Annotated in this window: 12 protein-coding genes; 5 read left to right on the plus strand and 7 right to left on the minus strand. The window is 73.2% G+C overall.

Features of this window, described 5'->3' with window-relative positions; all coding sequences use genetic code 11:
* Positions 1-7: 7 nt before the first annotated feature.
* A complete protein-coding gene (locus AB0C78_RS38290; protein WP_360757987.1) occupies positions 8-853 on the minus strand; it encodes an MBL fold metallo-hydrolase in 846 nt (281 codons plus the stop codon).
* Positions 854-1,035: 182 nt separating this feature from the next.
* Here AB0C78_RS38290 and AB0C78_RS38295 point away from each other — a divergent pair, with 182 nt between their 5' ends.
* The 3 genes from AB0C78_RS38295 to AB0C78_RS38305 all read left to right on the plus strand — a co-directional run bounded on the left by AB0C78_RS38295 (position 1,036) and on the right by AB0C78_RS38305 (position 4,102).
* Positions 1,036-2,742, plus strand: a complete 1,707-nt coding sequence (locus AB0C78_RS38295; protein WP_360757990.1) for an AMP-binding protein — start codon at positions 1,036-1,038, stop codon at positions 2,740-2,742.
* Between the two features lie 87 nt (positions 2,743-2,829).
* Positions 2,830-3,756, plus strand: coding sequence for an aminoglycoside phosphotransferase family protein (locus tag AB0C78_RS38300; protein WP_360757992.1), 927 nt, complete (start codon positions 2,830-2,832; stop codon positions 3,754-3,756).
* Between the two features lie 91 nt (positions 3,757-3,847).
* Positions 3,848-4,102, plus strand: a complete 255-nt coding sequence (locus AB0C78_RS38305) for a zf-TFIIB domain-containing protein (RefSeq protein ID WP_151546525.1) — start codon at positions 3,848-3,850, stop codon at positions 4,100-4,102.
* Positions 4,103-4,188: 86 nt separating this feature from the next.
* Here the strand turns inward: AB0C78_RS38305 and AB0C78_RS38310 are convergent, their stop codons facing one another.
* From AB0C78_RS38310 to AB0C78_RS38320, 3 genes are read right to left on the minus strand one after another with little or no spacing between them, the layout of a single operon-like run.
* Positions 4,189-6,744: a polynucleotide kinase-phosphatase gene (locus AB0C78_RS38310; protein ID WP_360757996.1), complete on the minus strand. Its 2,556-nt coding sequence runs from the start codon at positions 6,742-6,744 to the stop codon at positions 4,189-4,191.
* Positions 6,741-8,168 (minus strand): 3' terminal RNA ribose 2'-O-methyltransferase Hen1, encoded by a 1,428-nt coding sequence (locus AB0C78_RS38315; protein ID WP_360757999.1) that lies wholly within the window; start codon positions 8,166-8,168, stop codon positions 6,741-6,743. The genes AB0C78_RS38310 and AB0C78_RS38315 overlap by 4 nt, the downstream gene beginning before the upstream one ends.
* 38 nt (positions 8,169-8,206) lie before the next feature.
* On the minus strand, positions 8,207-9,226 hold the full coding sequence (locus tag AB0C78_RS38320) for a DUF3152 domain-containing protein (protein ID WP_360758001.1): 1,020 nt from the start codon (positions 9,224-9,226) through the stop codon (positions 8,207-8,209).
* Between the two features lie 174 nt (positions 9,227-9,400).
* Between AB0C78_RS38320 and AB0C78_RS38325 the strand changes: the two genes are divergently transcribed.
* Positions 9,401-10,249, plus strand: coding sequence for a TIGR02452 family protein (locus tag AB0C78_RS38325; protein WP_360758004.1), 849 nt, complete (start codon positions 9,401-9,403; stop codon positions 10,247-10,249).
* Between the two features lie 44 nt (positions 10,250-10,293).
* On the opposite strand, the gene AB0C78_RS38330 is transcribed toward AB0C78_RS38325, so the two are convergent.
* Positions 10,294-11,034 carry a TetR/AcrR family transcriptional regulator gene (locus tag AB0C78_RS38330; protein ID WP_360758007.1) on the minus strand — a complete coding sequence of 247 codons (741 nt, stop codon included), beginning with the start codon at positions 11,032-11,034 and terminating at the stop codon, positions 10,294-10,296.
* 168 nt (positions 11,035-11,202) lie between these two features.
* Here AB0C78_RS38330 and AB0C78_RS38335 point away from each other — a divergent pair, with 168 nt between their 5' ends.
* Positions 11,203-12,933, plus strand: coding sequence for an MFS transporter (locus tag AB0C78_RS38335; protein ID WP_360758010.1), 1,731 nt, complete (start codon positions 11,203-11,205; stop codon positions 12,931-12,933).
* A gap of 218 nt (positions 12,934-13,151) precedes the next feature.
* On the opposite strand, the gene AB0C78_RS38340 is transcribed toward AB0C78_RS38335, so the two are convergent.
* Both AB0C78_RS38340 and AB0C78_RS38345 read right to left on the minus strand, forming a co-directional pair.
* Positions 13,152-14,078, minus strand: a complete 927-nt coding sequence (locus tag AB0C78_RS38340; RefSeq protein WP_360758013.1) for an LLM class F420-dependent oxidoreductase — start codon at positions 14,076-14,078, stop codon at positions 13,152-13,154.
* A 44-nt stretch (positions 14,079-14,122) separates the two neighbouring features.
* Entirely contained in the window at positions 14,123-15,277 is a 1,155-nt protein-coding gene (locus AB0C78_RS38345; RefSeq protein ID WP_360758015.1) for a hypothetical protein, read from the minus strand.
* Positions 15,278-15,424: the final 147 nt, after the last annotated feature.

Consider the following 15,424-nt stretch of genomic DNA (forward strand, 5'->3'; position numbering starts at 1 on the left):
CGGGGCGTCAGCGCGCCGGGTGCGGTGCGGGCGACGGGGTCCGGCTCGTCGCGGGCCCGAGCGTGATGGTGCCGCCGCGCTCGACGTGGCGCAGGCGGGCGGCCATCCCGCGCCGTCCCACCTCCTTGTCGAAGTCCGAGAGCGGCGACTTCATCACCGTGTAGTCGTCGTAGTGGACGGGGACGGCGGTCGCGCAGCCGGTGGTCTCCAGCCACTGCGCGCCCTGGCGCCCGTCCATGGTGACGGTGAGCAGCCCGAGCAGCCGGGTGCCGCCGAGGTGGACGACGCCCGCGTCGATGCCCGGATACCTGCGGCGGATCTCGGCGATCTCGTCGTACATGAGCGTGTCGCCGCTGATGCACACCCGGAACAGCGGTTCGCCGTCCGGCGGGCCGAACTCCAGCAGCGACCCCATGACGGGCGGCAGGAGGCGGCGCAGCGGGCCGGGCGCGTGCCGTCCCGGTAGCGCGGTCACCCGGATCGCGTGCTCGCCCTTGGCGACGGTCCCGGTGTCCCAGGTACGCATCCCCTCCGCGGAGCGGAACCCTCGGCCGCTCAGCGCGCGCGCCGCCGCCGTGGTGGTGAGGATCGGCAGTCGCCGGTCGAGGTACCGCTCGGCCACCGGGTCCCAGTGGTCGCCGTGCAGGTGGGAGAGCAGTACGGCGTCGAGCTCGGGCAGCTCGTCCACCGAGATCGCCGGGTCCTTGACCCGCCTGCTGGTGATGCCGTGGCCGAGGTCGGCGCGCTCGCCCCGGCGCAGGAAGTTCGGGTCGGTCAGCAGCGTGACGCCGCCGTACCGGATGATCGTCGTCGCGTTCCCGACGAAGGTCAGGGTGGCCGTGTCCACGGGCATCGTTCCCCCTCTCCGATCCCGGTCGATGCCCCTACCCCGCGAACCGCGCCCCAAGCGCCCCTGAGCGGTCCGGCGGCAGCGCCCCCGATGGTCCGGCGACCGGCCGCCGGAACGCGCGCGGCGCGGGCCCGGAGGCCGCCGCGAGTTCCGGGATCGGGCAGGTCGTGGTTGAATTCTCGATTATGTGGCCCTCGTCACAAAGATCACTCCCGTGGCGGCGGAGGTATCAGCCGGGGGTTCCCACCGAGGTCGAGATCCCGGACGTCCCCGTCACCCGGCTGCTCGACGACGCCGCGGAGCGGTACCCGCGGCGGACCGCGCTGGTCTTCTTCGGGCGGCGGATCGACTACCGGGAGCTGCGGGACGCGGCGGACCGGTTCGCCGACGGGCTGCACCGGCTCGGCGTGCAGCCCGGCGACCGGGTGGCGCTGATCCTGCCGAACTGCCCGCAGCTGGTGATCGCGTTCTTCGGGGTGCTGCGCAGGGGCGCGATCGCCGTCCAGCACAACCCGCTGTACACCGAGGAGGAGATGCTCCACCAGCTCGCGGACTGCGATGCCCGGGTCGCCGTCGTGCTGGATCGTTCCTACGCGACGGTGCGGGCGGTGCGGCACCGGCTGCGGCTGGAGCACGTCGTCGTCACCTCGCTCGTGGAGTACCTCCCGCCGGCCAAGCGGGCGGTGCTGCGGCTGCCACTCGTGCAGACGCAGCGGCGGCGCGCCGCCATCACCGCGGACGTGCCGGACGACGCCGGCATCGTCCCGTTCAAGGAGCTGCAGAGGATCCCGCAGCGGCAGGTGCGGCAGCTTCCGGTGGATCCGTCGCGGGACCTGGCGGCGATCCAGTACACGGGCGGGACGGAGGGCCGTCCCAAGGGCGCCATGCTGACGCACCGCAACCTCGTCGCGAACGCGTGCCAGCAGCACGCGTGGGACGTCGGCGGGCGCGAAGGGCAGGACGTGACGCTCGCGGTGCTGCCGCTGTTCCATTCGTTCGGGCTGATGAGCTGCCTCATCGCGCCGGTGATGACGGCGGGCGCGGTGGTGCTGCTCCCGCGCTTCGACCGCGACCGGGTGCTGCGCACCATCCGCAAGTACCGGCCGACGGTCTTCCCCGGCGTCCCGACGCTGTACGAGCAACTGCTGGACAGCCCCCGGTTCCGGCCGTCGGACCTGCGGTCGCTGCGCGTCTACATCTGCGGCGCGATGGCCCTGGGGCAGCGAATCCTCGACCGCTTCGACGAGCTGGGGGCGCGCGGGCTGATCCAGTGCTACGGGCTGACGGAGGCGTCCCCGGCCGTCACCGGCAACCCGCTGGGCGGCGGCGCCCGGAACCTGACCGTGGGGCTGCCGCTGCCGATGACGGACGCGGTCATCGTGGACGTCGACGAGCCGACGCGGGACCTGCCCCCAGGGGAGGTCGGCGAGCTGGTCGTGCGCGGCCCGCAGGTGTTCGCGGGCTACTGGAACGCGCCGCTCGCCACCGCGCAGGCCCTGTCGAAGGGTTGGCTGCGGACGGGCGACATCGCGGTGATGGACGAGGAGGGGTTCATCACCATCCTCGAACGGCAGCGGGACATGATCAAGGTGAGCGGGTTCAGCGTCTTCCCGTCCGAGGTGGAGAAGGTGCTGCGGCGCCATCCCGCCGTCTACGACTGCGCGGTGGTCGGCGGGCCGGACGAGCGGCGCGGGGAGCGCGTCATCGCGCACGTGGTGGAGCATCCCGCCTACCCGTTCTCCGCGGACGAGCTGCGGCGGCACTGCGAGCGCTATCTGTCGCACTACAAGGTGCCCGCGGAGTTCCGCCCGCGCACGGACCTGCCGCGGAACGTCCTGGGGAAGGTCGTTCGGCGCAAGCTGCGCGACGAGTCGGTCAACTCCCCGGCGTAGGCGGCGAACTCCCCGGCGTAGGCGACGAACTCTCCGGCGGCGAACTCTCCGGCGTGGGCGGCGCCCGCCGGGTGGTTGACTGGTCGCGTGGAGACCGAGACCGCCCCGCCGGAGCTCTTCGCCCGGCTCGCCGAGATCGGGCGCGACTCGTCCCGTATCGCCGCGCGCGCTTCGGACGCGCCTCAAGAGCCGGAGACGCTGTACGACCGTCACGGCGTCCTAGTGGTCCGGGTAGGCGAGGTCGTGGTGAAGGCGCACCAACCCGACCGTGACTACGGGGAGCCGTTCCTGGCACGCATCAAGGTCGCGGCGTCCCTGCCCGATCTGCTGATCGGGCCGCTGGGCCCGCCGTCGAACGTGGACGGCCGTACGGTGACCCTCTCCGTGTACGGGGAGCCGGTGGATCCGCACAAGGAGCTTCCCTGGGCGGACGCCGGGCGGCTCCTGGCCGCACTGCACTCCACGCCCGTGCCGGCGGACGCGCCGTCCTGGGGTCGTCCCACACGGGTGGCCACGCAGGTGGCGCGCCTGGGCGACGGCGCTGCAGAAGACGAGGTGCGGCGCGCGTTCGCCACGCTGCCCGCCTGGGTCCGCGGCGACGGTCCGGACAAACGCCGCCCCGAGCGCGCGGAACACCTCATCCACGGCGACTGGCATCTCGGCCAGATGGTGCGCGCGCGGGACGGGCGCTGGCGGCTGATAGACATTGAGGACCTCGGCAGGGGCGACCCCGCGTGGGACCTGGCGCGCCCCGCCGCGCTGTACCTGTCGGGCGTCCTGCACCCGGACGACTGGGGGCGGTTCCTCGACGCCTACATCGAGGCCGGCGGCCCCGCCGTGCCGGACGGCGGCGACCCCTGGGCGACCCTCGACCTGCCCGCGCGAAGTCTGGCGATCCAGATCGCCGCCACGTGCGTCATATCCGCAAGGGAGGACGAGCGCCCGTTGGACGGACCGGAGCAGGCGATGGTGGACGCCTGCGGCAGAATCGCCGCGGCGGGGGACCCGGCATGACGACCGGCATGACGGCCCGTATGACGTGGCGCGGAACCTGCCCTACATTTACCCTCTACCTGGGGATCCATAGCGGAAGGATGACAAGCCGATGCACTGCCCTAAGTGTCATGGATTGATGCGGACTTACAACCGCAGCGGCGTCCACATCGAACAGTGTGACAACTGCCGGGGCATCTTCCTCGACTACGGCGAGCTCGAGGCCCTCGGCCAGATGGAGTCCCGGTACCGCGCCGCGCCGCCCCCGCCCGGCTGGGGCGCCCCCGCGGCCTCCGTGCACCACCATCACCACGGCCACCACGCGCCGCACCACGGCAGCGTTTTCCACATGCTCTTCTCGACCTGACGCCCGTGCGGCCCGCCCCCCTCGGAGGCGGGCCGCGTTCTTTCGGGCACGGGTTTTCCGGTCGCGCGGACCCGCGGCGGCGGTCGTCACAGGCGCGGGTCGACGGGCTCCGACTCCAGGGCCAGGACGGCGAAGACGGCCTGGTTGACCCGCCACAGCGGCTCCCCTGCGGCGAGCCGGTCGAGCGCCTCGGCGCCCAGGGCGTGCTCGCGCATCGCCAGTGACCGCTTGCGGCCGAGCGACCTGCCGCGCAGCCGGTCGAGGTTCTCCGGCTCGGTGTAGTCCGGCCCGTAGATGATCCGCAGGTACTCGCGGCCCCGGCACTTCACGCCGGGCTGCACCTTCGCGTCCTCCGGGAGCGGCCCGAGCGGCTTGACGACCATCCCCTCGCCGCCCGACGCGGTGAGCTTCTCCCACCACTCGGTCGCGGCGGCCTCCGACTCCGGCGAGGCCAGGTCCACGATGACCGACTCCGTCCGCTGGAGCAGCCCGGTCGGGTCGGCCGCGGCGAGCCCGGCGGCGACGTCCAGGTGCCAGTCGTGGTCGCGTGCTGCGGCCAGGGACCGGCCTTCCGCGGCGAGCACCTGGAACGGTGCGAGCCGCACTCCCTCCAGTCCGTTGACGGGCCAGCAGTAGCGCGCGTAGGCGTCGCGGAAGCGCGCCGCGTTGGCCGCGCGCCGGTCGATGTGCTCGCGGAGCCCGCCGACGTCGATGCCGCGCTCGTGTGCGCGCGCGAGGACGTCCGACGCCATCGGCAGTGCGGCGCGGGCCGCCGCGCCGGTCGCGGCGTACTGGGTGCGGATCAGGTCCATGGCCTTCGCCGACCACGGCAGCAGCTCGCAGTCCAGCACGAGCCATCCGGTCTCCAGCTCGTCCCATAGCCCGGTGGCGCCGATCGCGGCGCGGAGCCGGGCGAGCAGCTCCTCGGTCGCGGACGCGTCGCGGAAGAAGGCCCGCCCGGTGCGGGTGTAGACCGCGCCGGTCGTCCCGTCGTCCACGCCGAACCGTGCCTCCGCCACGGACGCGTCGCGGCACACGACCGCGACGGCGCGCGAGCCCATGTGCTTCTCCTCGCAGATCGCGCGCAGGACGCCCTTGTCCCGGTACGCGGCGAGCGCCTCGGCGGGGTGCTCCAGGTGGCCGGGCAGCGGCGAGGTCGCCGCGGGCGCCATCGTCGGCGGCAGGTAGACGAGCCACCGCGGGTCGACGGCGAACCGGCTCATCACCTCCAGCGCGGCCAGCGCGTTCTCCTCCCGGACGGTGACGCGCCCCATCAGCCGGGTCTCCACGCCCTGCGCGCCCAGGACGTCGTCGATCTTCAGGACGTCGCTCTCGCGGTGGCCGCCCGGCGCCGACGGGGACGCCGCGTGCAGCGGGCGCGCCGGCTCGTACCAGACCTGCCGCGCCGGGACGGACACCAGCTCGCGCTCCGGGTAGCGCAGCGCGGTCAGCTTGCCGCCGAACACCGCGCCGGTGTCGAGGCAGATGGTGTTGTTGACCCATTCCGCGTCGGGGACGGGCGTGTGGCCGTACACCACCATCGCCTTGCCGCGGTAGTCGCGCGCCCACGGGTACCGGACGGGCAGCCCGTACTCGTCGGTCTCGCCCGTGGTGTCGCCGTACAGCGCGAACGACCGGACACGGCCGGACGCGCGCCCGTGGTAGTCCTCCTTGAGGCCGGCGTGGGCCACGACAAGGCGTCCTTCATCGAGGACGTAGTGGCTGATGAGGCCGTCCATGAAGCGCAGCGCGCCGTCGCGGAACTCCTCGGTCTCGGCGCCGAACTGCTCCATCGACTCGGCGAGCCCGTGCGACAGCCGCACCTGGCGGCCCCGCAGGGCGCGGACGAGCTTCGCCTCGTGGTTGCCGGACACGCAGAGCGCGTTGCCCGCCTCCACCATGCCCTTGACGAGCCGGACGACGCCGGGCGAGTCGGGCCCGCGGTCGACCAGGTCGCCGACGAAGACGGCGGTGCGCCCGCCCGGGTGGTTCGCGCCGGCGGCCAGTCCCCGCGCGTCCCGCTCGATCTCGTAGCCGAGGTCGCCGAGCAGCTCCTCCAGCTCGGCGCGGCATCCGTGCACATCGCCGACGATGTCGAACGGCCCGGTCAGGTCACGCCGGTCGTTCCACGCCTTCTCGTAGACGATCGTCGCGGCGTCGATCTCCTCCTGCCCGGACAGCACGAAGACCCGCCGGAACTCGCGGCCCAGCGTCCGCAGCCCGCGGGTCAGCTCGCGCCGCTGGCGCGGGATGACGTGCGGGGGCATGTCCCGGTCGGGGCGGGCGGCGTTCCGCTCGGCAGCGAGCCGCTCAGGGACGTCCAGGACGATCGCAGCCGACAGCACGTCGTGCTCCTTGGCGAGCCGCAGCAGCGCCTGCCGCGCCTTGCTCTGCACGTTCGTCGCGTCCACGACGGTGAGCAGGCCGCGCCGCAGCCGCTTGGCCACGATGTAGTGCAGCAGGTCGAACGCGTCGCCGGTGGCGGACTGGTCGTTCTCGTCGTCGGACACCATGCCGCGGCAGCGGTCGGACGACACCACCTGCGTCGGCGCGAAGTGCTTGCGCGCGAAGTGCGACTTGCCCGACCCGGTCACGCCGACCAGGACGACGAGCCCCATCTCCGGAAGCCGGATCTCGGTCATCGGGCGAACACTCCCATCTGCGTCGGCGCGCCCACCTCGGGGTCGTCGTCGCCGACCGGCACGTGGCGGACGCGGTAGCCGTGCGCCTCGGCGACGCGGCCGGCCCAGGCGCGGAACTCCGCGCGCGTCCATTCGAAGCGGTGGTCGGGGTGGCGCATGGCGCCGGGCGCCAGCCCCTCGTAGCGGACGTTGTGCTCGGCGTTGGGCGTCGTCACGACGACGACGCGGGGCTTGGCCTGGCCGAACACGACCTGCTCCATGGCACGGAGCCGGGGCGGGTCGATGTGCTCGACGACCTCCATCAGCACGGCCGCCTCGTAGCCGCGGAAGCGTTCGTCCGCGTAGGTGAGCGCGCTCTGGAAGACGTCGAGGACGCGCTTGTCGGGACGATGCCGGGGCTTGTCCAGACGCAGCCTGCGCGCCGCTCCCTCCAGCGCGCGGTACGAGACGTCCGTACCGGCGATCTCCGTGAAGAAGTCGTCCTGGGCGAGGCGCGCCAGGAGCTTGCCCGAGCCGCACCCCATGTCGATGACGCGGCGCGCGTCCTCGTCGTGGAGCGCCTGCACGACGGCCTGGATCCGCCGCTCCGACAGCGAGGCGGGGGCCTCCGCCTCGGCATCCGTGCCGTTGTCCGCGCGCGCGGGCTCCTCCTCGACCTCGACCGGGTCGAGCGCGTCCTCCGGCGCGTCCTCCGCGTCGGCCAGGCGGCCCAGCGCCGCGCGCACGAGGGAGCGCCGGTTGGCGAGGTAGCGGCGGGTGATGGCGGCCCGGTCGGGATGCGCGCCGAGCCATCCCTCCCCCGCCCGGATGAGCTTGTCGACCTCGTCCGGCGCGATCCAGTAGTGCTTCGCGTCGTCCAGCACGGGCAGGAGCACGTACAGCTGGTTGAGCGCGTCGGCGAGCCGCATCCGGCCGGTGAGCGTGAGCGTCACGTAGCGGGAGTCGCCCCATTCGGCGAACTCGGGGTCCAGCGGCACGGGCACGGCCGACACGTCCCAGCCCAGCGGCGCGAAGAAGCGCTCCGCCTGCCCGGGGCCGCCGCGGCACGGCAGCGCCGGCAGCACGATCTCCAGCGGGATCGCGGTCTCCGCCAGTTCGGGGCGCATGTCGCACCTGCCGCGCATGGCGGTACGGAAGACGTTCGCCATCGCGGACGCCAGCAGCGACGACGCCGCGTACGGGCGGTCGTTCACGTACTGGCCGAGGGAGAAGTCGGGCGTGCCCCTCCCGCGCGTGCGCACGAGCTTGACCGGGTCGACGTCCAGCAGCAGCGCCGCCGTGCAGCGGCGCGCGCCGGCGTCGGGGTAGAAGACGTGCGCGGTGCCGAAGGACTGCCCGAAGCTCTGCGCCTTGTCCGGGTGCTTGTGCAGCAGGAAGCCCAGGTCGGTCGCCTGGTCCGCGGTGGTACTGATCGTCAGGAGCACGCCTCGAGTGTGGCGGAACCCGGCGGCGCGCTTCTAATTCATTTTCCGGCGACCGCGGGGCCGGTCAGGAAACGGCCGTGCGCGTCGAACGGCCACGGGTTGGCCCGGCAGCCTTTCAGCCCGTAGATCTGCTGCATCATCACCGGGGCCAGGCGGCCGCGTCCCGGGCAGGTCATATGGCCGAACCCCAGCCGGTGGCCGACCTCGTGGTTGATGGTGAGGGCGTGATAGGCGTCCGGCTGCCCGCGGTAGTACTTGGTCAGCAGCAGCCAGCGCCGCAGGTTCACGACGACCTGCTTGCCGCCGCTGCAGTTCACCGTGCCGTTCGTGGTCATGCCGTAGGAACCGCAGATCTTGTCGACGGTCTTCGGTGAGGCGAGCTGCACCACGAAGTCGTACTGGCCGGAGTTGACGCGCTGGAACGCCCATTTCCCGCTGGCCGTCCACCCCCGCTTATCCGCGAGTATCTTGTCGACGCTGCGCGCGAACTTCGTGGGGTCCTGCCGTAAGCCGCCTTCCACCTGGACCATGTAGCGCATCACCTTTCCATGGCCGAACACGCGGCTTCCGGAAGCGGGCAGAAGGAATTTCCCCGTGCCCTTCGTGGGGATGTACAGGGACCGTGTGGGCTTGACGATGGGCGCGTCGGACGGCTCCGACTCGACCCGGGCGCCCCCGTTCTGCCCCGCGCCGGTCTCCCGCGCGGGCGGCGGCGCGGCGGCGTGCTTCGTCCCGCCGCCGAAGCTCAGGTAGGCCATCGCGCCGAGGCCCGCGACGGCGACGAGCACCAGGGCGGTGACGCCGATGATCACGCCGCGCAGCCGCGTCCGGCGGGCGCCCTCGAACTCGCGTTCCAGGTCGTCGCCGAGCCAGTCGCCCGAGACCGGACGGCGCGGACCGCCTCCGCGGCGCCCGCCGCGCCCACCGCGTCCGCCCCGTCCGGCGGGCCCGGCGGGCGGCATCGGCGGGGGCGGCGGGCCGCCCGCGCCCGGTGGGGCGGCGGCCCGGCGGTGGGACGACGCCCGGCGGCGGCCCTGTCGTGATCGTGGAGGCTGCATCGGGCAGCCAGCATGCCAGAAAGTAGTCAGAATATGATCATTTCCCACAAATCCCCAGGTAGTACTACAAGTCCCCATATCTCTGGCGGGTGTCACCCGATCACGAAGAGTGGCGGACCGGCCGCGAAAAGGGTTTGCGGTAGGCCGCGCGCGCCCGCCACAATCCGGAGCGACATGAGCAGACACCCCCGCCGGATGACCGCGCAGGAGACCGTGGCCGTCCTCGAACGCGGCGAGTACCGTGCCCCGTCCGGGCACACCGTCTCCATCGCCGACGACCTCGCGCGCTGCGTGCGCGACACCGTCCTGTACCGCCCGGAGGAGCTGGACGCCCTCCTGAAGGACCTCCCCGCCGCCGCTCCCGGCGCGGGCCCCGCCGCCGGCGCCGCGACGCGCGTCGAGGTGACCGACGAGACGACGCTCGCGGCGGCGCGGCGCCTGCTCGCGCCCGGGAAGGTACCGCTGGCCCTGAACTTCGCGTCCGCCAAGAACCCCGGCGGCGGCTTCCTCAACGGCGCGCACGCGCAGGAGGAGGGCCTCGCGCGCTCGTCCGGCCTGTACCCGTCGCTGCGGGCCGCGAAGGAGTACTACGAGTTCCACCGCGCGCAGGGCGACCTGCTCTACAGCGACCACATGATCTACTCCCCCGGCGTGCCGGTGATCCGCACCGACGCCGGGCGGCTGCTGGACGAGCCGTACGGGGTCGCGTTCCTGACCTCGCCCGCCCCGAACCGGGGCGCGATCCGCGATCCCGAGAAGGCCGAGCGGATCCCCGAGGTGCTGCGTGTGCGCGCGCGGAAGGTCCTCGCGGTGGCGCTGGCCAGGGGCCACGGACGGCTGGTCCTGGGCGCGTGGGGCTGCGGCGTGTTCCGCAACGATCCGGCCGAGGTGGCGGAGGCGTTCGCCGGGCCGCTCGGGCCGGGCGGCGAGTTCGAGAACCGCTTCGAACACGTCGTCTTCGCCGTCTGGGAGTCCGCCAAGGACACGCCCAGGCGCAACGCGTTCCGCCACGTCTTCGGCTGACGCCCGGCACCGGCACCGGCGCCGGGCCGGGCGCGTCCCGGCGGCTACTTGCCGCCGGCGTCCTCGACGTAGGACGCGACACCGCGCAGCAGGACGTCCAGGCCGAACTCGAACCGCTCGGCGCCGCCCTCGTCGGTGAGGTCGTCCACCAGCGCCACGATGTGCGGGTACCGGCCGGGCGGCAGAGCCTTGTAGTACTCGCGGATCTCGGCGAGGTACTTGTGGAAGTGCTCCCACGGGTCCTCGTCATCCTTGATCGTCGCGGTGTAGAAGGTGTCCTCGATGGCGTCGGCGTCGATGTACATGCCCAGCGTGTCGACGGCGAGCCCGGCGACCTTCGGCGGGACGCCGCCCGCGATCATGAGGCCGAGCTGCGCCTCGGCGACGGCGAGCAGGTGCGGGCCCGTCGGGATCAGCCCCATGGAGACCTTCGCGATGTCGCGGTGCGAGGTGTAGACGCGGCGGACCTCCATCGCCACCTCCTTCAGCTGCTCGCGCCACCGGTCCGGATCGGGCCGCTCCGGCAGCCTGATCTCGGCGGCGACCCGGTCGAGCATCAGCTCGCGCAGCTCCTGCTTGTCCGAGACGTGCGCGTAGAGGGACGCCGGGCCGGTGCCGAGCTCCTGCGCGACGCGGCGCATGGTGACGGCCTCCAGCCCCTCGGCGTCGAGGACGCCGATCGCCGTCTCGACGACGAGGTCCTGCGTGAGCGGCTGCCGGGACGGCGCGGGCCTGCGGGGCCGGCGGCCCGGGGGCGTCGGCATGTCCGGACGTGCGCTGGCCACCTCGGGACCTCCCAATTTCGCGATACATCTTGACTATCCCGGAACGCGATATATCTTCTCTACCTGAGAGACAAAATCGCGTCAACGAACATCGTACTTGACACGAACGCCGTTCCCGCCTTAGAACGGTGTTCGTAGCAACGAACGCTGTTCCTATCGGAGACGACCATGACCGAGACACTGCAGACCCCCGCCGGGGCCACCGGCACGGCCGGCTACCGCTGGCGCTGGGCCGCCCTCTTCGTGATCCTCGCCGGCGAGATCATGGACATGCTGGACTCCCTGATCACCAACATCGCCGCCCCCACCATCCGCGCCGAGCTGGGCGGCTCCGCCGCCACCATCCAGTGGCTCGCCGCCGGCTACACCCTCGCCATGGCGGTCGGCGTCATCACCGGCGGCCGGCTCGGCGACCTGTACGGCCGCAAGCAGATGTTCATCGTCGGCGCGGCCGGCTTCACCGCCGGCTCCCTGCTGTGCGGCGTGGCCGTCTCGCCCGGCATGCTGATCGGCGCCCGGCTGATGCAGGGCCTGTTCGGCGCGCTGATGCTGCCGCAGGGCATCGGCATGATCAAGCAGATGTTCAGCGAGAAGGAGATGGGCGCCGCGTTCGGCGCGTTCGGCCCGGTCATGGGGCTGTCGTCGGTCGGCGGCCCGGTGCTGGCCGGCTGGCTGATCGACGCCGACCTGTGGGGCACCGGCTGGCGGATGATCTTCCTGATCAACCTGCCGCTCGGCCTCGCCGCGGTGCTCGCCGGGCTGCGCTTCCTGCCGTCCGGGCGGTCCCCGCACGCCTCCCGGCTCGACCTCACCGGCGCCGCGCTGGCCTCCGTGGGCGCCGGGCTGATGATCTACCCGCTGGTGCAGGGCCGCGAGCTGGACTGGCCCGCCTGGACGTTCGCGATGATCGCCGCGTCCCTGCTCGTCTGGGCGCTCTTCGCCTGGTACGAGACGCGCAAGCAGCGCGCCGGCGCCGACCCGCTGATCATCCCGAGCCTGTTCCGCAAGCGCGGCTTCACCGGCGGGCTCGTCGTCGGCGTCGTGTTCTTCACCGCCATGGCGGGCACCGGCCTGGTGCTCTCGCTGTTCTTCCAGCTCGGCCTCGGCTTCTCGCCGCTCAAGGCCGGCCTGGCGCAGATCCCGTGGTCGGCCGGCGTCGTCCTCGGCTTCGGCGCGGCCCAGGCCGTCCAGCGGTTCGGCCGCGCCGTCATCCAGGCGGGCGCCCTCATCATGGCGGCCGGCATGGCCGGGATGTTCGTCACGCTGCAGCTGGCGGGCACCGGCGTCACCCCGTGGCAGCTCATCCCGGCGCTGCTCGTGACCGGGCTCGGCATGGGGCTGCTGATGGCGCCGTTCTTCGACATCGCGCTGGCGGGCGTCGAGCCCGCGGAGGCCGGGTCCGCCGGCGGCACCCTCACCGCGGTCCAGCAGCTCGGCAGCTCGCTCGGCGCCGCCGTCCTCGGCACGATCTTCTTCGGCCTGCTCGGCGGGCACGTCGCCACCGCCGCCGCCGACGGGTCGGCCGCGCTGCGCGGGCGGCTCGCCGCCGTGTCCGTCCCCGCCGCGCAGCAGGAGCGCATCGTGACCGGCCTGCGCGAGTGCGGCCGCGACCGGGCCACCGCCAAGGACGCCGAGGCCGTCCCGGCGTCCTGCGCGCGGATGCAGGACGACGTCAAGGCGGCGATCGCCGCGGCGCCCTCCGCCGCCCCCGCGATCCAGAAGGCCGTCGCGGCGGACGCGGCGCACTCGGCGAAGGCCGGGTTCACCGGCGCCATGGAGATCACGCTGTGGATCGTGGCCGGCATGCTCGGCCTGACCTTCCTGGCGGTGTTCCTGCTGCCGAAGCACGCCCGCCCGCAGGACGCCCCCGGCGGCGGCGCGCAGCCCGCGGCCGCCTGACCCCCGCCGGACGGCCCCACGGCTCCGGCGGCTCCCGGCCCGGCATCCCGCGACCCGGCCGCCCGGCCGCCCGGCGGCCCGCGCCCCGCGATCCCGGCCCGGCAACCCCGGAGAAAGGCCCGCGGCGAGGACGAGCGCTCCTGCGCGGAGCGCACGTTCCGCCGCGGGCCTTCCGGCGTACCGGAGCACTGCCGGAGCGGCGCCGGGGGCGGCGCCCGTCAGACCTTCGCCAGCACCTCCGACGCCAGCAGCTCCAGGTGGTCCAGGTCGCTCAGGTCGAGGACCTGCAGGTAGATCCGCTCGGCGCCCAGCTCCCCGAACCGCCCGATCTTCTCCACGACCTCGGCCGGGGTGCCCGCGAGGCCGTTCTGCCGCAGCTCGTCCACCCCGCGGCCGATCGCGTCGGCGCGGCGCGCGAGCTCCGCCTCGTCGCGCCCGCAGCAGACGACCTGCGCCGCCGAGTACACGATCGGCTTCGTCCGGCCCGCGTCCCGGCAGGCCGCCCGGACCCGGTCGAACGCGCCGCCGGTGTCCTCGACCTGGTGGAACGGCACGTTGTACTCGTCGGCGTACGCGGCGGCGAGGCGCGGCGTGCGCTTCGGCCCGAAGCCGCCGAGGATCACCGGCGGGCCGCCCGCCTGCGCCGGCTTCGGCAGCGCCGGCGAGTCCTTCAGCGTGTAGTGCTCGCCGGCGAAGGAGAAGGTCTCGCCGTCCGGCGTGCCCCACAGCCCGGTGACGATCCGGATCTGCTCCTCCAGCCGCTCGAACCGCTCCTTCAAGCTCGGGAACGGGATGCCGTACTGGACGTGCTCCTCCTCGAACCAGCCCGTCCCGATCCCGAAGTCGACGCGGCCGCCGCTCATCTGGTCGACCTGCGCGACGGAGATCGCCAGCGGGCCCGGGTAGCGGAACGTGCCGGCCGTCACCAGCGTGCCGAGCCGGATCCGGCTCGTCTCGCGGGCCAGCGCGCCGAGCGTGACCCAGGAGTCGGTCGGGCCCGGCAGGCCCGGCACGTCGCCCATCTTCGTGTAGTGGTCGGACCGGAAGAACGCGTCGAAGCCGAGGTCCTCCGTGGCCTTGGCGACCGACAGCAGTGTTTCGTAGCTCGCCCCCTGCTGGGGCTCGGTGAAGATCCGTAGACGCATGGGTCCATCCTCGTACCCCCGCGCCCCGGCCCGTGCCACGGGACCTACTTCGCGCCCGCCCGCTTCGACTGGGGCGTGCCCGCGTGCGGCCTCTTCGGCGCGTGCTTCTTGCCCCCGGCCTGCGCGGCGTGCCCCTTCTTCACCGAGCTCTTCTTCACCGGGCTCTTCTTCACCGGGCTCTTCTTCGGAGCGCCCTTCTTCGGAGCGCCCTTCTTCGGGGTGCTCTTCTTCGCCGTGATCCGGGTGCGCACCGTCGCGGAGTCGTTGCCGGGGTTCAGGTCGGTGGTCGACGACGTGACCCGCGAGCGGTACACCAGGACCTTCCCGGACCGGACGTTCCCGGCCGGCAGCACCTTCAGGCGCAGCGTCCGCGTCTCACCGGGCCGCAGCGACCCGACCCCGCACACGAAGCCCCGCGTCTCGGGAATGCACGCGGCGTTCCCGGCGAGCAGCCGCACCGGCCCCGACGCGTGGACGAACACGTCCTCGGCCGTGGCCGGCCCCCGGTTGCGGACCTTCAGCTCGTAGGAGATCGGCGCGCCCGAGCGCGCGGTCGCCGGGGCGGTCTTCACCATGACCAGGTCGGCCGTCCGGGCGACGCGCGCCACCGGGAAGTCCTCGGCGTCGCGCACGCCGCGCCACGTCACCGTCGCGGGCATCCGGAGCGCCTCGTCCGGACGGGCGCGCCGGGCCACCTTCGCCCGGATCATCCCGGCGACCGTCTCGCCGGGGCGGATCGCGCCGAGGTCGCACTCGACCGTCCACCCGCTCACCGCGCAGTCGTGCCGTCCCGACACGAACTCCAGCGACTTCGGCAGCGTCGCCCGGAACACGGCCCGGCCCGTCCTGGACGGCCCCTTCGCCGTCACCGCGAACGGCCAGTCGTACGTGCGGCCGGGAAGCACCGTCTTGCCGGGACCGCTGGTGTGCAGCCGCACCGACCTGGTCTTCTTCTTGTGCTTGACGGGCTTCGCGTGCGGCGCCGGGCGCCCCTGCCCCTTGCCCTTGCCTTTGCCCTTGTGGCCGTGCGAGCCCTTCTGCCCCTTGCCCTTGCCCTGGCCGCCGTGGTGGCCGCCGTGCCCCGACGGCCCGGGGCCGTCGGCCTGCGCGCCGCCGGCCGCGCCCACCAGCGGCACCACGCCCAGCAGCGGGGCGGCGGCCAGCACCGCGAGCCCCCGCGCGCAGTCGCGCCCCGTCATCTTCCGGATCACCGTGGAACCCCCCGTGGCCTGCGCCTTCGTAGCGGACAGGTCCGTTGTAGCGAGCGCACGGTAAAACCGCTAGCGCAACGTCGGCGTGTCGTCACGGACAGTCACATCGGGCGGAAGGGCCCGTTCTGGGCGATC

It is taken from the genome of Actinomadura sp. NPDC048394, from assembly GCF_040651755.1.
Taxonomy (GTDB): Bacteria; Actinomycetota; Actinomycetes; order Streptosporangiales; family Streptosporangiaceae; genus Spirillospora; species Spirillospora montaniterrae.